Origin of the sequence: Oceanobacillus sp. FSL W7-1304 (assembly GCF_037969805.1) — a bacterium.
In the GTDB taxonomy this organism is placed as follows: domain Bacteria; phylum Bacillota; class Bacilli; order Bacillales; family Amphibacillaceae; genus Oceanobacillus; species Oceanobacillus profundus.
In genome coordinates, this window is the sequence record NZ_CP150211.1 from 721,391 (window position 1) to 740,203 (window position 18,813).

At 38.4% G+C, this 18,813-nt stretch carries 17 protein-coding genes and 1 other annotated feature; of the genes, 4 read left to right on the forward strand and 13 right to left on the reverse strand.

Annotation, left to right across the window (positions count from 1 at the left end; translation table 11 throughout):
- Window positions 1–155: 155 nt before the first annotated feature.
- A complete protein-coding gene (locus NYE61_RS03785; protein ID WP_158586222.1) occupies window positions 156–1,022 on the reverse strand; it encodes an SPOR domain-containing protein in 867 nt (288 codons plus the stop codon).
- A gap of 125 nt (window positions 1,023–1,147) precedes the next feature.
- Window positions 1,148–2,419 (reverse strand): folylpolyglutamate synthase/dihydrofolate synthase family protein, encoded by a 1,272-nt coding sequence (locus NYE61_RS03790; protein WP_303447362.1) that lies wholly within the window; start codon window positions 2,417–2,419, stop codon window positions 1,148–1,150.
- Window positions 2,420–2,475: 56 nt separating this feature from the next.
- On the opposite strand from NYE61_RS03790, the gene NYE61_RS03795 reads away from it, so the two are divergent.
- Together NYE61_RS03795 and NYE61_RS03800 are read left to right on the forward strand one after the other, a co-directional pair.
- Window positions 2,476–3,366 (forward strand): RimK family alpha-L-glutamate ligase, encoded by an 891-nt coding sequence (locus NYE61_RS03795; protein ID WP_303447363.1) that lies wholly within the window; start codon window positions 2,476–2,478, stop codon window positions 3,364–3,366.
- On the forward strand, window positions 3,363–4,214 hold the full coding sequence (locus NYE61_RS03800; RefSeq protein ID WP_303447365.1) for an ATP-grasp domain-containing protein: 852 nt from the start codon (window positions 3,363–3,365) through the stop codon (window positions 4,212–4,214). The genes NYE61_RS03795 and NYE61_RS03800 overlap by 4 nt, the downstream gene beginning before the upstream one ends.
- A 48-nt stretch (window positions 4,215–4,262) precedes the next feature.
- Here the strand turns inward: NYE61_RS03800 and NYE61_RS03805 are convergent, their stop codons facing one another.
- On the reverse strand, window positions 4,263–6,908 hold the full coding sequence (locus NYE61_RS03805; RefSeq protein WP_118889083.1) for a valine--tRNA ligase: 2,646 nt from the start codon (window positions 6,906–6,908) through the stop codon (window positions 4,263–4,265).
- 60 nt (window positions 6,909–6,968) lie between these two features.
- Window positions 6,969–7,203: a binding site (T-box leader), on the reverse strand.
- A gap of 120 nt (window positions 7,204–7,323) precedes the next feature.
- Between NYE61_RS03805 and NYE61_RS03810 the strand changes: the two genes are divergently transcribed.
- On the forward strand, window positions 7,324–7,542 hold the full coding sequence (locus tag NYE61_RS03810) for a hypothetical protein (RefSeq protein ID WP_251659056.1): 219 nt from the start codon (window positions 7,324–7,326) through the stop codon (window positions 7,540–7,542).
- Here the strand turns inward: NYE61_RS03810 and NYE61_RS03815 are convergent.
- The 8 genes from NYE61_RS03815 to hemA form a co-directional block, all read right to left on the reverse strand.
- A complete protein-coding gene (locus tag NYE61_RS03815; RefSeq protein ID WP_118889082.1) occupies window positions 7,539–8,546 on the reverse strand; it encodes a phosphotransferase in 1,008 nt (335 codons plus the stop codon). The genes NYE61_RS03810 and NYE61_RS03815 overlap by 4 nt on opposite strands.
- A gap of 64 nt (window positions 8,547–8,610) precedes the next feature.
- Window positions 8,611–9,756, reverse strand: a complete 1,146-nt coding sequence (gene spoVID, locus NYE61_RS03820; RefSeq protein ID WP_118889081.1) for a stage VI sporulation protein D — start codon at window positions 9,754–9,756, stop codon at window positions 8,611–8,613.
- Window positions 9,757–10,057: 301 nt separating this feature from the next.
- Window positions 10,058–11,347, reverse strand: coding sequence for a glutamate-1-semialdehyde 2,1-aminomutase (gene hemL / locus NYE61_RS03825; protein ID WP_303447368.1), 1,290 nt, complete (start codon window positions 11,345–11,347; stop codon window positions 10,058–10,060).
- A 15-nt stretch (window positions 11,348–11,362) separates the two neighbouring features.
- Window positions 11,363–12,349, reverse strand: a complete 987-nt coding sequence (gene hemB / locus NYE61_RS03830) for a porphobilinogen synthase (RefSeq protein ID WP_095307201.1) — start codon at window positions 12,347–12,349, stop codon at window positions 11,363–11,365.
- Window positions 12,350–12,355: 6 nt separating this feature from the next.
- Window positions 12,356–13,111 carry a uroporphyrinogen-III synthase gene (locus NYE61_RS03835; protein ID WP_303447370.1) on the reverse strand — a complete coding sequence of 252 codons (756 nt, stop codon included), beginning with the start codon at window positions 13,109–13,111 and terminating at the stop codon, window positions 12,356–12,358.
- On the reverse strand, window positions 13,111–14,040 hold the full coding sequence (hemC, locus tag NYE61_RS03840; protein WP_095307203.1) for a hydroxymethylbilane synthase: 930 nt from the start codon (window positions 14,038–14,040) through the stop codon (window positions 13,111–13,113). Before hemC ends, NYE61_RS03835 begins: the two co-directional genes overlap by 1 nt.
- Before the next feature lie 32 nt (window positions 14,041–14,072).
- Window positions 14,073–14,882, reverse strand: a complete 810-nt coding sequence (gene ccsA / locus NYE61_RS03845; RefSeq protein ID WP_303447372.1) for a cytochrome c biogenesis protein CcsA — start codon at window positions 14,880–14,882, stop codon at window positions 14,073–14,075.
- Window positions 14,883–14,992: 110 nt separating this feature from the next.
- A complete protein-coding gene (gene hemA, locus NYE61_RS03850; protein ID WP_303447374.1) occupies window positions 14,993–16,366 on the reverse strand; it encodes a glutamyl-tRNA reductase in 1,374 nt (457 codons plus the stop codon).
- Window positions 16,367–16,864: 498 nt separating this feature from the next.
- On the opposite strand from hemA, the gene NYE61_RS03855 reads away from it, so the two are divergent.
- Window positions 16,865–17,350 carry a DUF5668 domain-containing protein gene (locus tag NYE61_RS03855; protein WP_285844516.1) on the forward strand — a complete coding sequence of 162 codons (486 nt, stop codon included), beginning with the start codon at window positions 16,865–16,867 and terminating at the stop codon, window positions 17,348–17,350.
- Window positions 17,351–17,384: 34 nt separating this feature from the next.
- Here the strand turns inward: NYE61_RS03855 and NYE61_RS03860 are convergent, their stop codons facing one another.
- Both NYE61_RS03860 and NYE61_RS03865 read right to left on the reverse strand, forming a co-directional pair.
- The gene (locus NYE61_RS03860) at window positions 17,385–18,125 is read right to left on the reverse strand and encodes an amino acid ABC transporter ATP-binding protein (protein WP_303447375.1); all 741 of its coding nucleotides are present in this window, start codon (window positions 18,123–18,125) and stop codon (window positions 17,385–17,387) included.
- A gap of 17 nt (window positions 18,126–18,142) precedes the next feature.
- Window positions 18,143–18,805, reverse strand: a complete 663-nt coding sequence (locus tag NYE61_RS03865) for an amino acid ABC transporter permease (RefSeq protein WP_303447376.1) — start codon at window positions 18,803–18,805, stop codon at window positions 18,143–18,145.
- Window positions 18,806–18,813: the final 8 nt, after the last annotated feature.

Below are 18,813 nucleotides of genomic sequence, written 5' to 3' on the forward strand. Positions count from 1 at the left end.
TTCTAGACAAGCCAACAACTTACTAAAAATCTATTTTAATAAGGAAAGCAGCCTACAAAATCTTATTTTCCCAAATAGAAAACAATTCTTTCACTAGTGAATACGATTAAAAAAATAAAAAACAGGTAATTTTCCACCTGTTTTTTGACTTCAGATTATTGTTTAAGTTGTTCATAATAATACATCATCTGCAACAGTTGTGTTGCTTGTTCATCTGGGTCTTTAATAGCCGACAATAGCGGTGTTAACGTTTCAGAGTTCTCAGGGGCAGTACCAGCTAGTTCATTCCAGGTCTCCGCTGACAAGGTTTGTTCTCCAGTCCAACCAGCTAAAGCGTTATTCCAAACCTCCTGAAATTTAAGAATCCACTCTTGTTCACTTTCTGTTAGTCGAACTTCTCCAGTTGATGTACTCCATTCCTTCACATAGATTTCAATTGAACCCTTTGCTTTCAAACTATCTGCCAGCTGTGCCGCCTCTTCCTTTGTAGCCGCAATTCCAGCTAGAAGAAAATACTGATCATCCTTCTCCCAAATCATGGTTGGAACCCCTTTTGCTAGATAGCTGTCCGCCCATTCAACTGCATTGGCTTCTTCCGAAAAAATACCAGCCTGTAAAACATGCGCTTGTAACGAGTCCAGTTGAACATCGGTAGAATCCGCAGCAGGAGCGTTATTTTCAGCTAATGCTGCACTAGGTACATGGTCTGTCGCTTCGCCTGCTATTTGTCCTTCTACATCAACAAATAAGCGAAGCAAGAAGAATCCAAGTGCAGACCCTATAATAAGTGCAGATATAATTGCAACTATTAGTGGTTTAAATGTGTGAAAGTTCCCAGGTCTCTTTTTACTAAAAGCATTTTTTGATTTACTAGACCCGGTTAATACAGGAATTGATTTATCAGAATCTTCGACGGAAGCTGCTGTTTGTTTAGTTGTTGTAGAAGAGTGTTTTTTATCATGCAGCTTGTATTTAAGCTGATCACCATTTTTTTCTACAAGAATTGCCTTATGTTTTCCCACAATTTCCCCTCCTGTGACCGGTTATGGATTGTTTCTATAACTCTAGCACAGGATTTTTAAAAAGTAAGACGAAAAATGACAATCAATTAAAAAATCGTTCAACATAATTTGGCTTTTTCCTTTGTTTAATTTCTCGAAAAGATATATTCTCTAACAAGCGAAATAAAGTTGAGAGAACCTGTAATAAACCACACGCCGTTACCCTTGCCTTGTAGTATTTGATTTACTTCCTGTTTCCAATCATCAGCAATGCGCTTTTGTTTTGCAGGGGCTAAGCGATATAGGTCCACTGCCTTTGCTGCACGTGGATGCTGAAAGGTCGTTAGCGTAATTGACGTAAACGAAGTACTCAGTTGCTCAAGCATGGCATCAAGCTCTTTATCTTTAAATACAGCAACTAATAATTGCTTATCCTTTTCCGCAAAGTGTTCATTAACGGTTTTTATAAACGCAGCAACTCCAGCAGGATTATGGGCGCCATCAAGAATTATTAGCGGGTTCTTATTTACGATCTCAAATCTTCCCGCTAGCCTAGTTTGTTCTATTGCTGGTGATGCTTTAGAAAAGGAAATTTGATAACCAGCATCATTGAGCTTTTCGAGTGCCATTAGAGCAAGCGCCGCATTTTGGAACTGGTAGTCACCATACATCAGCAGCTTTAAATGTACCGTTCTCTCTTTACTATACCATGTCATGCTTTGACCTTGATTGTGATTATAAATAACATCTTTCCCCAATTGATAGACAGGTGTATAATGTTTCTCAGCTTCCGCTTTAATCACTGTAAATGCTTCCGTTTCTAAATGGCCAACAACAACAGGAGCACCCGTTTTAATGATTCCTGCTTTTTGATAGGCAATTTCAGAAATAGAATTCCCCAGAAAAGCTGTATGGTCTTTTGCAACATTTGTTATAATGGACAGGATTGGTTGGAAACAGTTTGTTGTATCCTCTCTTCCGCCCATCCCTGCCTCAATCAGAGCAATATCAACGCGTTCTGAAAAATAAAGAAAAGCCAGCGCGGTAATCATTTCAAATTCCGTGGGAGGATCATTTTCTTGGTCAAGCTGAATTACATGAGGATACAGTTCATTACATAGATCAACAAATAGCTGCTCCGTTATTTCAGAATCATTTAGCTTCATATGCCCAGTTAATCCAGTTAAGCTTGGTGATGTAAAAACACCTACCTTGTAACCATTTGCTTGTAAAGCATTTTTTATAAATTGAATTGTCGAGCCTTTCCCGTTTGTGCCCGCCACATGAATAGCAGGCGCGCTCTTTTCTGGATGATTTAATAATGCAAGCAGCCGATGAATTCGATCTAAGCCAGGCTTAATACCAAAAGCTTTTCGGCTATTGAAAAAATCTTCAATTTCTGGAAATGTCGTAAACATAATTACACCACTTTCGATAAGAAGTAACGTTATTATAGCAGAAAGGATAAAATCAAATGAAACCAAATGGATGGATTATTTACAATGGAAACCTGCCAGGAAATAAATTTCTTGATTATGCGGAAATGATTCAAGAGTCTGCAACAAAACAAGGCATTGACATGAAAATTTTAAAAAACAATGCATTACTCAGTCTATTAGCTACAGATCAGCTTGGAATTGTTCAACTAGATAAAGCAGAGCTTCCAGATTTTGTCGTTTTTGCTGATAAAGATATTTATTTGGCAAGACAGCTTGAATTACTAGGGATAACAGTTTTTAACAGCTCAAAAGCAATTGAAATTAGCGATGATAAAATCGCTTCCTATCAATACATGGCAACTCACAACATCCCGATGCCTAAAACAATTGTTGCACCGAAAATCTTCACAACCGGAAACATTGATCATAAATTAGTCGAGAAAGCTATCGAACAATTAGGTCTACCGTTAATTATTAAAGAAGCCTTTGGGTCCTTTGGAGAACAGGTCTATTTATTACATAGTCTAGAAGAGATTATTACTAAAATCGATGCCATCCAAGGCAAACCTTATTTATTCCAACAATTTATTCCCTCCAGTTACGGAAAGGATTTACGCCTACAAGTCGTTGGCAACCAAGTTGTTGCAGCGATGGAGCGAGTTAATATAAATGATTTTCGCGCGAATGTGACATCTGGAGGGGCAATGAGCATGTATACGCCTACGAAGGAAGAAGCAGTGCTAGCCGTTGCCGCAACGAAAGCAATTAATGCAGATTTTGCAGGAGTCGATTTATTAATTGGTCCAGATGATAAACGGCTTGTTTGTGAAATTAACTCGAATGCACATATCCGAAACTTACTAGACTGTACTGGTATTAATGCAGCCGACTACATCATGGAACATATTTTGGGGGTATTATCATGAAAACTGGTTGGCTCATTTATCAGGAAGAAGATGCCATCCGAAACAAAGCATTTATTGAGTGGTTTATCGAGGAAGCAAGTTTACAAGAATTGTCGTTACAGCTTGTTCACCGAGAAGATCTGACAATCAGAATCATGCAAAATAAACAGCAAGCGCTTATTCATAACGAGCCCGTACAGCTGCCGGATTTCGCTATCGTTAGGACAATCGAGCCTTTATTGAACCTTCATTTGGAGACAAAGGGTGTTACCGTTTTTAATTCCTCTACCGTAGCTACGATCTGTAATGATAAGGCGCTTACGCATCATCATATCAATCAGCTTGGATTACCGATGGTTGATACGATATACAGTAAAAAAGAGTTAATGCAGGACATTCCGTCACTTGACTATCCATTTATTGTGAAAGAAGTGAGTGGCAGAGGCGGCAAGCAGGTTTTTTATATAACGAACAAGCAGGATTGGCTGACATGCAGAAAGTCAATCCAGGGCAACATTATCATGCAACCAACAGCCGTTCAGATGGGGAAAGATCTTCGTGTGTTTGTCGTTGGGAAAGAAATTATTGGTGCAGTATTACGCGAAAGCACGACCGATTTTCGAGCCAATTTTACATTAGGTGGAGACGCGAGACTCTATTCACTAAATGACTCGGAGGGAAAACTGATCCATAAAATTATCGATCACTTTGACTTCGGTATGGTTGGGATAGACTTTTTAATTGGACATGATGGTAAGCTTCTGTTCAACGAGATTGAGGATGTTGTCGGCTCGAGAACATTAAGTGCGTGTAGTGATATAAATATCCTTGAGACATATGTTGGTCATATAAAACAGCGCATTAGATAAAAATCGAAAGTCCTCAAATTGGACTTCCGATTTTTGCATTAGTTTGATTTAACCCTTTAACTCCTCAAGTCTTGCTTTCACTTTTGCTTGTTTATCAAGATAATCTGCTTCTTTTTGCTTTTCTTCCTCCACAACTGCGGCTGGTGCTTTGCTAACGAATCCTTGATTGGAAAGCTTCTTCTGAACCCGCTCCACTTCTTTCGTCCATTTTGTAAGCTCTTTCTCTAACCGTTCAATTTCCTTATCGAAATCAATCAGCCCTTCTAAAGGAAGGAATATTTCAGCGCCAGTTACGACAGAAGCCATCGCTTTTTCTGGAACATCAAGGTTAACAGAAATTGTTAGTTCGCTTGGGTTACAAAAACGCTCTAAATAACCACGATTTCCTTCTAATTCTTGCATTACGGCTTCATTTTCAGCTTGGATTAGCATTTGAATTTGCTTCGACATCGGTGTATCTACCTCTGCACGGCTATTACGAACCGATTTTATGATTGCTACGAGCCGTTTCATTTCAGCAGCTGCTGTTTCATCATGATACTTCTCTTCAACTACTGGCCAATTTGCTATCGTAATTGAGTCCCCTTGATGTGGAAGCTGCTGCCAGATTTCTTCTGTAATAAATGGCATATATGGGTGCAGCATCCGCATTGTCTGATCAAGAACGTGTGCAAGTACAGATCTGGTTGTGTTTTTCTTCGCTTCATCGTCACCATATAATGGAAGTTTTGCCATTTCAATATACCAATCACAAAGCTCATCCCAAATAAAGTTATATAAATGACGACCAGCTTCACCAAACTCATATTTCGCTGTGTTTTTCGTCACATGATCAATCGTTTCATTTAAACGCGTTAAAATCCATTTATCTGCTAGTGTTAGCTCTCCAGTTAAATCAATATCTTCATAGGTGAAGCCTTCCATGTTCATTAAGGAGAAGCGAGATGCATTCCATACTTTATTCGCAAAGTTCCACGTTGACTCCACTTTTTCCCAATGGAAGCGTAAATCTTGACCAGGTGTTGATCCAGTTAACAAGAAATAACGTAATGAATCGGCACCATATTTCTCAATAACATCCATCGGGTCAACACCATTTCCTAGTGACTTACTCATTTTCCGACCTTCTGCATCGCGGATTAATCCATGAATAAGTACATCCTTGAACGGTTTTTCACCAGTAAATTCCTTCGATTGGAAAATCATCCGCGCTACCCAGAAAAAGATAATGTCATAACCTGTTACAAGTACATCGGTTGGGAAGTAGCGTTTAAACTCTGCAGATTCTTCATTCGGCCAGCCCATCGTTGAAAATGGCCATAATGCAGAGGAGAACCATGTATCCAGTACATCTTCGTCCTGCTCCCAATTTTCGATGTCAGCCGGTGCTTCTTTTCCAACATATATTTCTTTTGTTTCTTTATGGTACCAAGCTGGAATGCGATGTCCCCACCAAAGCTGACGAGAAATACACCAATCACGGATATTTTCCATCCAGTTAAAGTACGTACGCTCAAAGCGTTCTGGTACAAAATTAACTTTACCTTCTTCATGTTGTAAATCCAGCGCCTCTTTAGCCAATGGTTCCATTTTAACGAACCATTGTGTTGACAAGTATGGCTCAACAACTGCACCACTGCGCTCCGAGTGTCCAACTTGATGGATATGGTCCTCAATTTCAAATAGAACGCCCTGTTCCTGCAAATCTTTCACTATTTGCTTACGGCATTCAAAACGATCCAACCCTTGATATTTACCGGCGTTCTCATTCATGGAGCCATCTTCATGCATAACGAGAACGCGTTCTAGATTATGACGGTTACCAATTTCAAAGTCATTCGGGTCATGGGCCGGTGTAATTTTAACCGCTCCTGAGCCAAATTCCATATCTACATAATCGTCTGCAACAATTTCAATTTCACGACCAACTATTGGCAACACTACTTTTTTGCCGATTAAATGCTTATAACGCTCATCTTTCGGATGTACAGCAACTGCGGTGTCACCAAGCATTGTTTCTGGACGTGTTGTCGCAATTTCAATTGTTTCATCACTATCTTTAATTGGATAACGCATATGATAAAACTTACCTTGGACCTCTTCATAAATTACTTCAATATCGGATAGGGCAGTTTTTGTTTGCGGATCCCAGTTAATAATGTATTCTCCACGATAAATAAGACCCTTTTCATATAGTTTAATGAATACTTCCTTTACCGCATCAGACAAACCTTCATCCAGCGTAAAACGCTCACGTGAATAGTCCAGTCCTAGACCTAGCTTTTCCCATTGAGAACGGATAAAGTCTGCATATTCTTCTTTCCACTCCCAAGATTTTTCCAGGAATTTCTCACGTCCTAATTCATAACGATTTGTTCCTTGCTCCTTTAATTTCGCTTCTACCTTCGCCTGTGTTGCGATTCCAGCATGGTCCATACCGGGTAACCATAATACATCATAGCCCTGCATACGCTTCATGCGAGAAATAGTATCCTGCATTGTTGTATCCCATGCATGACCTAAATGCAGCTTACCTGTAACGTTTGGTGGCGGAATAACAATCGAGAATGGCTCCTTATCTGGATCACCAGTAGCTTCAAAATATTTCCCTTCTAACCAAAATTGATAACGACCTTTTTCCACTTCCTCCGGATTGTATTTCGACGGAAGGGACGTTTGTTCATTTGTGCTCATTGCTTTACCTCCTATTTTTAACAGTCACTAAAAATCAAAAAACCCTTTTCATCCTTAAAAATAAAGGACGAAAAGGGTTAGATTCCGTGGTACCACCTTTGTTTACAAACCAAAATTGTTTGTACACTTCATTGATTGATAACGGTCAATACCGGCTTCTTCTACTTTAAATTTTAATTTCAAAGAAACTGCATCAAGGGCGACCTTCCAAAACAATCTACCTAGGAAATTTTCAGCTCATGATTTCCCTCTCTAAAGGCGTTTATTTTGTACTCTTCCCTATCATCGCGTTTACGTTATAATTTCACATAATTATATATATTATTTTATAGCTTACTTAGAGTATCGTCAACTATTATTATTGTTATCCGCACCAATTTGGTGTATTCATACATAGTATAGAAAAAGAGCGTAAATGTGCTTAGAAAGGAAAGAGGTGCTACCTGTGGCAAGATTTTATCGTTACAAACTTCCACCATGGGCAAGACAATGCCTTTTTGTCTTCGAGAGAATTCTTTTACCGATCACGATATTCCAGTTAATCCGCACGTTGTTAATCCCAACGACTTTTGATGTGCTTTTATTAGGTGTATTAATTGGACTATTAATCGCTTTTTATTTGGAATGGATTTAATTTGACAGATCATCAAAATTTATTGTTTCATATTCTTCTTTTATAAAATCTGTCCATTTTAATGCAAAAATAAGCTTGCGATATTGTTTCTGTAATGCACTGACTTGATAAGTCAGTGGTTTTTCTTTTGTACTTTTCACATAATCTCGGATGATCGTCATATAATCAGCTGGATTAAGTAAATAAATGGATAGTAATTTCATATCAAACATTTCAAGATCATACTTTCGTTTATATACTTTGAAACCTTCCATTATTAACTCATTTGGTTGATCGTATTCACCGGTTAACTGATGGAAGTAGTTTGTTAAATCCACTGCGACATGATCATAACGCGCTTGCTCCCAATTAATAATATGGTTGTTCAAAACATGATCAAGCGCGAGATTTCCATGGCAAAGGGAAAGATTCCATGTTATTTCTTCTTCTGACTGATCAAGAAATTCACTTACCTCTCCATTTATCCGGTTTAATGCAGTTTCTATATCTCGATAATGCGTGCAAACCTGCAATTCAAACGGAGACATGTAGGCTTGTTGTTCAAAGCGAAGCACATAGGAATATAATTCATTTGGAAGCTGCTCACAGAACGTTTGGTATGTATGAAAGTTTTTATTTAAGCTGGATTTTGAAATCCGTTGACTTTGCTGAGTTCTGTCATGGATATGTGCTAATAGTCCCATCGTTCGCTCAATCGATGTTTCACTGCTTGAACGAGGCGCAAAAAGCAGCCAAGGGCTAAGGTAGTAAACGAAACCATCTACATCTTCATATAGCTTGCCATCTTTTGTTAGATAAACGGGCACAATTTCTGACAGATTTTTCTCATTTGCTACATAATAAACATGTTCCCATGCAGCAATATCCTCTTGCTTTAATGTACTTTTCTTTAAGGCATAGTCACGACGACTGTCTTTAATGTGATAGAGACGATCGGTAACCTTTTCGATTTCAGTTGGAAAGATTCGATAAGCCTGCAGTATGTCTTTCACTACTTCCATCATTTATCACCACCTACTAAAGGAGATACCCCCTTGTTTCGTAAGTGTCAGGGGGCATTTTCGATTATTAATTGACAGGTATATACAACAACTGTCCCTCATGGACCTCAAAGTCATCCTCAAGCTGGTTTTGTTTTATCAATTGGAGTGGGCTTACGGAAAATCGTTCAGCAATTGTTTCTATTGTGTCTTGATTTTGTACAATACAAAGTCTCATTTTCGTAAACTGCTCTTCTTTTGCTTCTCTAAAAATATCCGATAATAAACTTGCATCTTCTGGAACACGCTCTTCATAATTATCTGTTTCATTTACTTCAGCTGCAACAATATCCTCTTCAGTGACCAACTCTTCTGTCTCTTCTGCTTCTATATCCGTTGTCTCTGCCTCTTCATCTGACAATTGTTTGAAAAATTCTGCTAATGTTTGTGATTTCTTTTTCCATCGATCTGGATCATGATCTTCTTGTTCCGCTTCTTCTGACCTAATGTCCCCGGTATTCTCCACTGTTTCTGCTGCTTCCTCTGTTTCTTCTACTTGAACGAAATCCTTCTCTTCTCTTGTTTGTATTTCTTCTTTTTCAACAGTTTTTTGTTCATCTAATGGTCCTGCATCAAGCTCTGTCTCCGATAAATCGGTAAGAGCTAGTTCCTCTTCTTGTGGTTTTCTTAATTCAAATTCGAATGAGTCTAATTCAGAGACAGAATTACCCTCCACCACTGTATCTACTTCTTTTTCTTCTGTATCCTTAACTTCCTTCGTTTCTTGACGCTGGTGCTCTACTTCACTATTAATCCCGTGTATTTCAATGGTTGCGTACAACTTTAAGTGACTTGGTTCTGGTATTTCATAATCAAAAGAATCTACATGTACCGTAACCTCATTCAAGTCTGCTACACGATAAGGCGGGACAGAAATTTCTACCGGAAACCGATGAGAAAATGCAGCTAATCCTTCCTCATCTATTACCTTTTCTACATAACGTTTCGCTTGAAAGTCTTCAAAATCCAGTGAGCGATCATCTTGCTCAGACTCTACTTTTTCGTATTCTCCTTGAAGCTCAATATTCCCGCGAATCGAAATATATTCCTCATAGGGCTGGATAGATATTTCAGGTTCTAATGCTATTCCTCTTAACTCCGCAACTTCCTGTCCCTTTTCAAAATAGAGTGATTCCTCTAGATCAAAAGTGAATGCTTTGGAATCGCCTGCCAAATGAATTCCCTCCTCTTTAAAAAACTTGGCATTCGTTAATATCCTTGAGCGAACGCCTTCGCCTGCACTTTTGCAAAAAGGAAAGTTTTATACTTTCTTTTCTGCCAACATATAACCAATATGCCGATATGTCTTTATAATCTATATGAATCCACCTACAGAGATATGCATGAAAAAAGCCATTCCAATCTGGAACAATCCTAATATAAGGATGTCCCCATTGGAATGGCTTATTTTTTCTCAATGTGAACGCCACGTCCAGTCCGCATGTCACTAGCCGGGAGTTTTCACGATTGATTTTTTACTTTTCAATTTTAGAAAAAGCTGTTCGGATTGCTTGGATTGTTTTTTCAATATCTTCATCGGTATGCGCAGTTGATAGGAATAATCCTTCAAATTGCGATGGCGGCAGGAAAATTCCCTCTTCCATCATGGCACGATAATATTGGGCAAAGTAATCCAAGTTTGATTGCTGAGCTGTTTCAAAGTTGATGACTTCTTTATTTGTAAAAAACACACCAAACATTGAACCTGCTCGATTAACATGTAAAGGAATATCATATTCCGCCGCAGCTTGCTTGAATCCTTCTACAAGTCGATCTATTTTCTTGCTTATTTCCTCATATGATTCCTCTGTCAATGCAGATAAGGTTTCATAACCTGCTGTCATTGCAAGTGGATTTCCTGACAAGGTTCCTGCTTGGTAAATGGAACCTGCAGGAGCAATGCTTTCCATAATTTCGCGTTTACCACCATAAGCTCCAACAGGTAATCCCCCACCAATAACCTTACCAAGACAAGTCAGGTCTGGCGTAACATCAAAGTGTCCTTGTGCACAGTGGTAACCAACACGGAATCCAGTCATGACTTCATCAAAAATAAGGAGTGTACCATTTTGCTCTGTGATTTGTCGCAAGTTTTGCAGAAAATCATTTTTAGGTGGTACAACACCCATATTCCCTGATACTGGTTCAACGATAACTGCTGCAATATCTTCCCCGTACTTTTCAAAGGCAAGTTTAACACTTTCTACATCGTTATATGGAACCGTAATCGTATTCTGAGCAATGGACGCTGGAACTCCCGGGCTATCTGGTAATCCAAGTGTTGCAACACCTGAGCCAGCTTTAATTAATAACGAATCTCCATGCCCATGGTAGTTCCCTTCAAATTTAAGAATAATATTTCTGCCGGTATACCCTCTAGCAAGACGAATCGCACTCATCGTTGCTTCCGTTCCTGAGTTTACCATTCGAACCATTTCAATTGAAGGAACACGATCAATCACTAATTTCGCTAGCTTGTTTTCAAGCAGCGTCGGTGCACCAAAGCTTGTCCCTTTTTCAGCGACTTCCTTTAGCTTTGTTACAACATGGTCGGGAGCATGGCCTAAAATTAATGGCCCCCAGCTTAACACATAATCAATATATTCATTGCCATCAATGTCATAAATCTTAGATCCTTTACCAGACTCCATGAATACTGGTGACATGCCAACAGACTTAAATGCACGTACAGGAGAGTTCACCCCGCCCGGCATTAGATTAACTGCTTCTTTGTACGCATCTACAGATTGATTATATCTTACCACTTTAGTCCGCCTCCTCTAGTTATCTTCTTTAAGCCATTTCGCAACATCTTTTGCAAAATAGGTAATAATTAAATCTGCTCCGGCACGCTTCATGGATGTTAGCTTCTCCATTACTAATGCTTTCTCATCAATCCAGCCATTCTGAGCTGCAGCTTTGACCATGGAATATTCACCACTGACATTGTAAGCAACTACTGGCAAATTAAAATTGTCACGTACTTCGCGCACAATATCCAGGTATGACATAGCTGGTTTTACAATTAAGAAATCCGCACCTTCCGCGACATCTGATTCCGCTTCTCGAAGGGCTTCCAGTCGATTTGCTGGATCCATTTGATATGTTTTTCGATCACCAAATTGTGGTGTGCTGTCTGCCGCATCACGGAAAGGACCATAGTAAGCTGAAGCATATTTGACAGCATAGGACATAATCGGAATGTGTGAATAACCCGCTTCATCAAGCGCCTGTCGAATAACAGCTACAAATCCATCCATCATATTAGAAGGTGCGATAATATCGGCTCCCGCTTCTGCCTGTGAGACAGCTGTTTTTGCTAAAAGCTGCAAGGATTCATCGTTGTCGACGTCATGATTATGGATAACGCCACAATGACCATGTGAAGTATATTCACAAAGACATGTATCTGCAACAACAAGCAATTCTGGAAATTCCTTTTTAACTAGTCTTGTTGCCTGTTGAATGATACCATCTTCAGCAAAAGCTCCCGTTCCTATCTCATCCTTCTCTGATACTACGCCAAAGAATATTACTGAACGTATACCGAGTTCAAAAACTTCTTTTACCTCATCAAGCAGCAAATCAAAAGAAAGCTGATAAACTCCAGGCATGGAAGGAACTTCGCTCTTAATATTTTCACCTTCAATAACAAAAATCGGGTAAATAAAATCCTCTGTTCTCAGATGGTGTTCGCGCACCATCGAACGCATCGCATTTGAAGAGCGTAACCGTCGATGACGTTTAAAATTGATTGATTGTGACATCGTAATCTATCCTTTCTTTATGTAGTTACATATCGTTTCCAGCATCGCTTCAATTGTAAATTCCTTAGGCGGTGTGATAGATTGGATTCCGAGTTCAGTCGCACGCTGCTCGGTTGTTGTTCCAATACAAATATAGTTTTTCTTTGGAATCGTATCAACCATTTTGACAAACGCCTCAACTGTTGAAGGACTTGTAAAAGTAATAAAATCGATCAAGTCTTCCGTTAACAGTTCGTTTAATCGACCTTTCATTGCATAATTATATCCTGTTTCATAAACCTCCAACAAAACATGTGGCACGTTGTGCTTTGTAAATTCCACTGGAAGCGTATCACGCGAAAGATTCCCTCGAACCAGCAAAATTTTCCCCGCCTTAGGGAACTGCTGCAGAAACTCCTCTGCCATTGCCTCAGCATGATATGTTGTCGGAATAAACTCCGCTTGATAGCCATATTTTTTAAGTGCTAAATCTGTCTTATGACCAACAGCAGCTAATCGTTGCCCTTGAAGCTGTTTCATATTATATTTCTTCGCAAGGGTAAAAAAACAATGGACCCCATTTGCACTTGTAAAAAAAATCCACTTGAATTCACCCATTTTGGAAAAGATGTGCTGGGATGCTTCTGTATCTTTACATGAAATCGCAAGCAAAGGAACCTCAATCGGTATACCACCAAGCTCTCGTACCTTTTTCGAGAATTCTTTTGCTTGGCTTGCTTCTCTCGTTATTAGAATTTTGCTTTCATGTAAGGTTTGCTCCATTACTTGTCGAGCTCCTCTTTTACGCGATTTACAATTTCCTTAGCACCCTGGCTGATTAAAGCCTCCGCAGCTTCTTTTCCAACAGCTTTCGGATCTGTTCCTCGCACCGTTTCTTTTAAAATCGTTTTACCGTCTGGTGTTCCTACGAGTGCTGTTAATATGACTTCATCTTCTTCCAGGTAGGCATAGCCTCCAATAGGCACTTGACAGCCACCCTCGAGTAAATGTAGAAACGTTCGTTCAGCAGTAACCGTTCTCGTTGTCAAATCATCATTAATAGCTTGCAGGATTCCCTGAATCTCTTCGTCATCTGCTCGACTTTCAATTGCGAGCGCCCCTTGTCCAACAGCTGGAACAACGATTTCCGGATCAAGGTATTCTGTAATCAACTCTTCACTTAAACCAACACGTTTCAATCCAGATACAGCAAGAATAATCGCGTCATAGTCTTCTTCGTTCAGTTTGCGAAGTCTCGTTTCAATATTTCCGCGGATCCACTTGATCGAAATATCTGGACGCTCTGCAAGAATTTGGGCTGAGCGACGTAAGCTACTTGTACCTATTATGGCGCCTTTTGGTAGATCAGTTAGCTTCACATTGTTTTTAGAAATAAAAGCATCTCGATGATCTTCTCTTATCGGGATTGATGAAATCATTAAGCCTTCCGGTAACTCTGATGGCATGTCCTTCATGCTATGTACTGCTAAATCAATTTCTTTATCATACATAGCTTGCTCAATCTCTTTGACAAAAAGACCCTTTCCACCTACTTTGGATAATGTTACATCCAAAATTCGATCACCTTTTGTAACAATTTCCTTGATTTCAAATTCATTTTTAACACCAGCTGCCTTCAACTGATCAATCACCCATTTTGTCTGTGTTAAAGCTAAATTACTTTTTCTTGAACCAACGATAATTTTCCGCATTCGTTGTGTACCTCCTTAACATTTCTTGTTCTTTAAAAGTGAAAATTCGATAACGTGCTGAATAGAAAGAAATTCACTAACAATATTAAAAATGCTCCAGTATTGTAGGTTGCTAACGGCTTTCCAACATATCCTACAACGAGGCGCAAAACCAAATATCCGACATACACAATTAGAACAAGCAGTGAGCCAATTGTTTTCATGTCAAACCAATAAAATTCAGAGGCAGAGAAATAAGCCCAAACTACCCCTAAAATAATCGCAATTAATAATAGCGGTACCCCAATCGAGATGGCTATAAAACTATAACGATCCAATTGCTTCAAATCTCCTAATTGCCACATCCATTTTAACCCTTTTTTCCTTTTTAGGAAACGATATTGAATTAAATACATAATAGAGAGTAAAAATGCAACCGTAAAGAAACCATAGGAAACAATTGCAAGCGTAATATGTGCAATTAATATTTCATGGACAAATTGAATCGAGTCATTCAATTGGTTATGCGTGGTGCTCGCAGCAAAATATAATAATAATATAAAAAAGCCGAATACTTGAATGAAAAACACAATAAACCGGATTTTGAAAAGCTTATTGATGATTATGGATAGTGTAATCAATACCCAAGAATAGAAAAATAGACTATCCACTAGATTCGTAACAGGAAAGCCTTTCTCACCAAATACTTCATAAAAGAAAAAAACGGTTTGCAATAACCAAACCATACAAATCAACCAGAAAGCAATTTTATTTGCTTTCCGGTTGTGATGTATAAAATCGATAAAAAAACCAATTAAACTAAGGCTAAATAGAATCAAAATTATTTCGTAGATCCACTTCATCTCATGTAATAATCCTTTCTGCGAAGATAGAATTGTTTATAATTTTGAAGGATTAACGTCCACGAAGCATAAAATCCCTATACAACCGCCAGAACGATTGCTATGATTTTCTACGCCGTTGTAAACTTATTTTGAGCCGAAAAGGAGGACTTCTCTTCTTTTGATATTAACTCCATTGTTTCATTTTTTTTTGCCTGTTTTTCAAATTCTGCTTTTACTTCTTCTTCAATACCAAAAATATCGATGAATAACTGTAAGGACTGATCGGCATTATCGGTTCCTGCAAGCTCTTTCGCCTGTGTTACAGGTTCTTTCAGCAGCTGATTAATAATACTTTTTGTATGCTTGCTGATTACTTTCTTTTCTCTCACCGTCAAATCCGGGATTTTTCTTTCGATACTTTTCATTGTTTCAGATTGAATAGATAGCGCCTTTTGACGTAGAGCCGAAATAACCGGAACAACACCAAGCGTTTTCAGCCATTCCTTGAACAGCACGATTTCTTCTTCCATCAAAATTTCAATTTGTTCTGCAGCTGCTTTTCTTGTTTCTAAATTTTCATCCACTATATGATTTAAATTATCAATGTCATATAAAAAGACATTGTCTAAATTGCTAATGTCTGGATCAATATCTCTAGGTACAGCAATGTCCACAAGGAACAAAGCTTTTCCCTTACGCTTTTTCTGAATTGGTTCAAGCATGTCTTTCGTTAGTACGATTGAATCTGACCCTGTAGAACTAATTAAAATATCCGCTTCTTGGATAACAGGTAATAAATTATCCATACTCTCTGCTTTGGCTTGGAATTTCGCAGCTAAGTCTTTAGCGTTTGCTAATGTACGATTAATAACAGTTATTTTAGTTGCTCCAGACCCTTGCAGGTTCTTAGCGGCAAGTTCGCCCATTTTACCGGCTCCAAGAATAGCTACGTGCTTATTTTGTAAGTCTCCAAATATTTTTTTAGCCAGTTCGACAGCAGCATAACTAATGGAGACTGCATGTTCACCGATTGCCGTTTCTTTATGAGCGCGTTTCCCAAAAGTGATTGCCTGTTTAAATAATTCATTAAATACAGTTCCAGTTGCTTTCATTTCTTGTGATGTTAAAAATGCCTGTTTCACTTGACCGAGAATTTGGGTTTCTCCCAGTACCATCGAATCAAGACCTGTAGTTACACGGAAAAGATGCTCCATGGCGCCATCATCTTCCGTTATCCGTAAATAGGAGGAGAATTCTTCCTTATCAAGATGGAACCAATCAGCCAAAAATTGTTTAATATAGTAACGGCCAGTATGCAATTGATCAACAACCGCATATATTTCTGTACGGTTACATGTCGAAACGATCACATTTTCCAGAATGCTTTTTCGTTTTTTTAATTCAGTCATCGCCTCGTGAAGCGATTGCTCTGAAAATGTAAGCTTTTCCCTAACTTCTACAGGGGCTGTTTTATAATTGAAGCCAACTTTTAAAATATGCAATTTGTCTACCCCCAAAATAATTTACACGGTTTAAATCCTAGTTCAAAAAGGAGGATAAAAAAGACCGAGAAGTTCGAAGCGGCGTAGCTTCCCGTAACGGGCTTCCACAGGATGTGGTGACTTCTGTGTTGTCCACAGGACGTGGACGGTTTTAACAGAAGTTCATTGAATATCCCTTAATACGTGAGGAACGGAAAAGTAAGCCAACGAAGAAATTCGATGTGTCATTTTTACCGGACTTGTTGAATTTCCTTAATAAACGATTGTATATGCTATATAATAACTCACCTACCATTATAACATGCATTCCCTTTTCCATTTTCTGAAATTGTGAACAGAAAAGGAAACAATATGTTAGTATAGAAAGGTATTAAAGAAATGTTTCTTTCAAAATATAGCATTAAAATAGTTTCTACATAATAATTATTATAACTAGTGTGTACTTTACCATACTGCACACAGATAATCAAGAATTCAACACAGGTGTAGAGGGGTTTTATGAAAGTGAAAAAACAACATTCATTGCTTGCTTATTTACTAATTGGTATCGGGATTTATTTTCTGCTTCGCGAATTAAAAATACCTATCTTAACAAATTTTTATTCATGGCAAACCTTACTTATTATTATAGGTCTTGCATTATTGATTCATGGATACAGCTCAAAATATTACCAAAATTTACTGGCAGGTACAATTGTACTTGGAATTGGCATTCATTTACATGGTGTCCAGCACTATTCCTTTTGGATTGATCATTGGGCTGTTTACATACTGATTGTCGGGATTGCCTTTCTTGTCCGATTTATTAAAACAAAGAAAGGGTTATTTACTGGTCTAATTCTTATCACGCTAGCTGTATTTTTAATTTTTTCTGTCAATCTACCAATCTATTTTGATTGGCTGTATACTGTTATCGATTTATTGGAACGCTTTTGGCCAGTACTCCTAATTATAATCGGCTTTTTCTTATTAAAACGTAAATAAAAAATCCCGGGGATTGAAGAGACCCCGGGATTTTTTACAATACAGAACTCAGAAAATCCCGAGTTCGCTGTTCTTTCGGCTTATTAAAAATTTCATCTGGATGACCATACTCTACAATTCTTCCTTCATGCATATATACCAACCAATCCGCAACTTCACGAGCGAACCCCATTTCATGTGTCACCACAACCATCGTCATGCCCTCTTCTGCCAATCCCTTCATCGTTGCAAGCACTTCATTGACAAGCTCTGGGTCAAGCGCTGAAGTTGGTTCATCAAAAAGCATCACATCGGGATTCATCGCTAACGCACGTGCAATGGCTACACGCTGTTTTTGCCCACCGGATAATTTAGATGGATACACATCATATTTATCTCCTAGTCCGACCTTATCAAGCAATATCTTTCCTTCTTTTATTGCTTCGCTTTTTTTCACACCTTTAACTTGTGTCGGTGCTTCAATTACGTTTTCAAGCACTGTCATATGAGGAAATAAATTAAAATGCTGGAATACCATCCCAACTTTTTGCCTGATTTTATTTAAGTCATGTGATTTTTTTTCAATTTGTTCTCCATCAATAGTAATACTTCCGCTATTTTTTATTTCTAAAAAGTTAAGGCAGCGCAGCAACGTACTCTTACCAGAACCACTAGCTCCAATTAATACAACAACATCGCTTTCTTTTACAGTTAGATCGATATCCTTTAAAACATGCAGTTCACCAAATGACTTGTTTAACTGCTCTACACGAATCATTTCTCTTTCTTCACTCATTTAGGTTCCCCTCTTTCTTAATCACTAACTGCTAATCGTTTTTCGATCTTATTCACGATAAACGTCAATACAAGTACGATTAGTAAATAATAAACGGCTACCGTCATGTAGTAAGGCAAATAGTCAAAGGTGTTCGAGCCCATTGTGCTTGCTACACCAAATAAATCTTGCATGCCAATAAAGGAAACTAAGGATGAATCCTTAATTCCAATAATAAATTGATTTCCCAATGATGGAACCGCTCTTCGGAATGCCTGGGGCAAAATAATTCGTTTCATCGTCAAACCTTTATTCATCCCAAGTGATAAACCTGCTTCTCGTTGACCTTTATCTATTGATTGGATGGCTCCGCGAATAATCTCCGCAATATAAGCTCCACTATGAAAAGCTAATCCTGCAGCACCAGCCCAGAACATCGGAATTAATAAAATATCTGTTAAACCATAATATAGGATAAAAATTTGTACGATTAATGGTGTTCCACGAACAATCCATATGTAAGCGTCGGCAATCCATTCAAAAATTTTTATGTTTGATATTTTAAGCAATGCTACAAATAATCCAATAACGATGGCAATTAATAAGGATACAACAGATAGCTTCACCGTAATCCATAAACCATCGAGAAATACATCATAACTACCAATGAAAACTTCAAAAAAATGCAGTATGTCTTCCAAGTGCTTCA

Excerpts from the sequence above, each read along its gene's own strand:
- NYE61_RS03790 (WP_303447362.1), bottom strand. The coding sequence starts at position 2,419 with ATGTTTACGACATTTCCAGAAATTGAAGATTTTTTCAATAGCCGAAAA.
- NYE61_RS03795 (WP_303447363.1), top strand. The coding sequence starts at position 2,476 with ATGAAACCAAATGGATGGATTATTTACAATGGAAACCTGCCAGGAAAT.
- NYE61_RS03800 (WP_303447365.1), top strand. The coding sequence starts at position 3,363 with ATGAAAACTGGTTGGCTCATTTATCAGGAAGAAGATGCCATCCGAAAC.
- NYE61_RS03805 (WP_118889083.1), bottom strand. The coding sequence starts at position 6,908 with ATGAGCACAAATGAACAAACGTCCCTTCCGTCGAAATACAATCCGGAG.
- NYE61_RS03810 (WP_251659056.1), top strand. The coding sequence starts at position 7,324 with ATGTGCTTAGAAAGGAAAGAGGTGCTACCTGTGGCAAGATTTTATCGT.
- NYE61_RS03815 (WP_118889082.1), bottom strand. The coding sequence starts at position 8,546 with ATGATGGAAGTAGTGAAAGACATACTGCAGGCTTATCGAATCTTTCCA.
- hemB (WP_095307201.1), bottom strand. The coding sequence starts at position 12,349 with ATGTCACAATCAATCAATTTTAAACGTCATCGACGGTTACGCTCTTCA.
- NYE61_RS03835 (WP_303447370.1), bottom strand. The coding sequence starts at position 13,111 with ATGGAGCAAACCTTACATGAAAGCAAAATTCTAATAACGAGAGAAGCA.
- hemC (WP_095307203.1), bottom strand. The coding sequence starts at position 14,040 with ATGCGGAAAATTATCGTTGGTTCAAGAAAAAGTAATTTAGCTTTAACA.
- ccsA (WP_303447372.1), bottom strand. The coding sequence starts at position 14,882 with ATGAAGTGGATCTACGAAATAATTTTGATTCTATTTAGCCTTAGTTTA.
- NYE61_RS03855 (WP_285844516.1), top strand. The coding sequence starts at position 16,865 with ATGAAAGTGAAAAAACAACATTCATTGCTTGCTTATTTACTAATTGGT.
- NYE61_RS03860 (WP_303447375.1), bottom strand. The coding sequence starts at position 18,125 with ATGAGTGAAGAAAGAGAAATGATTCGTGTAGAGCAGTTAAACAAGTCA.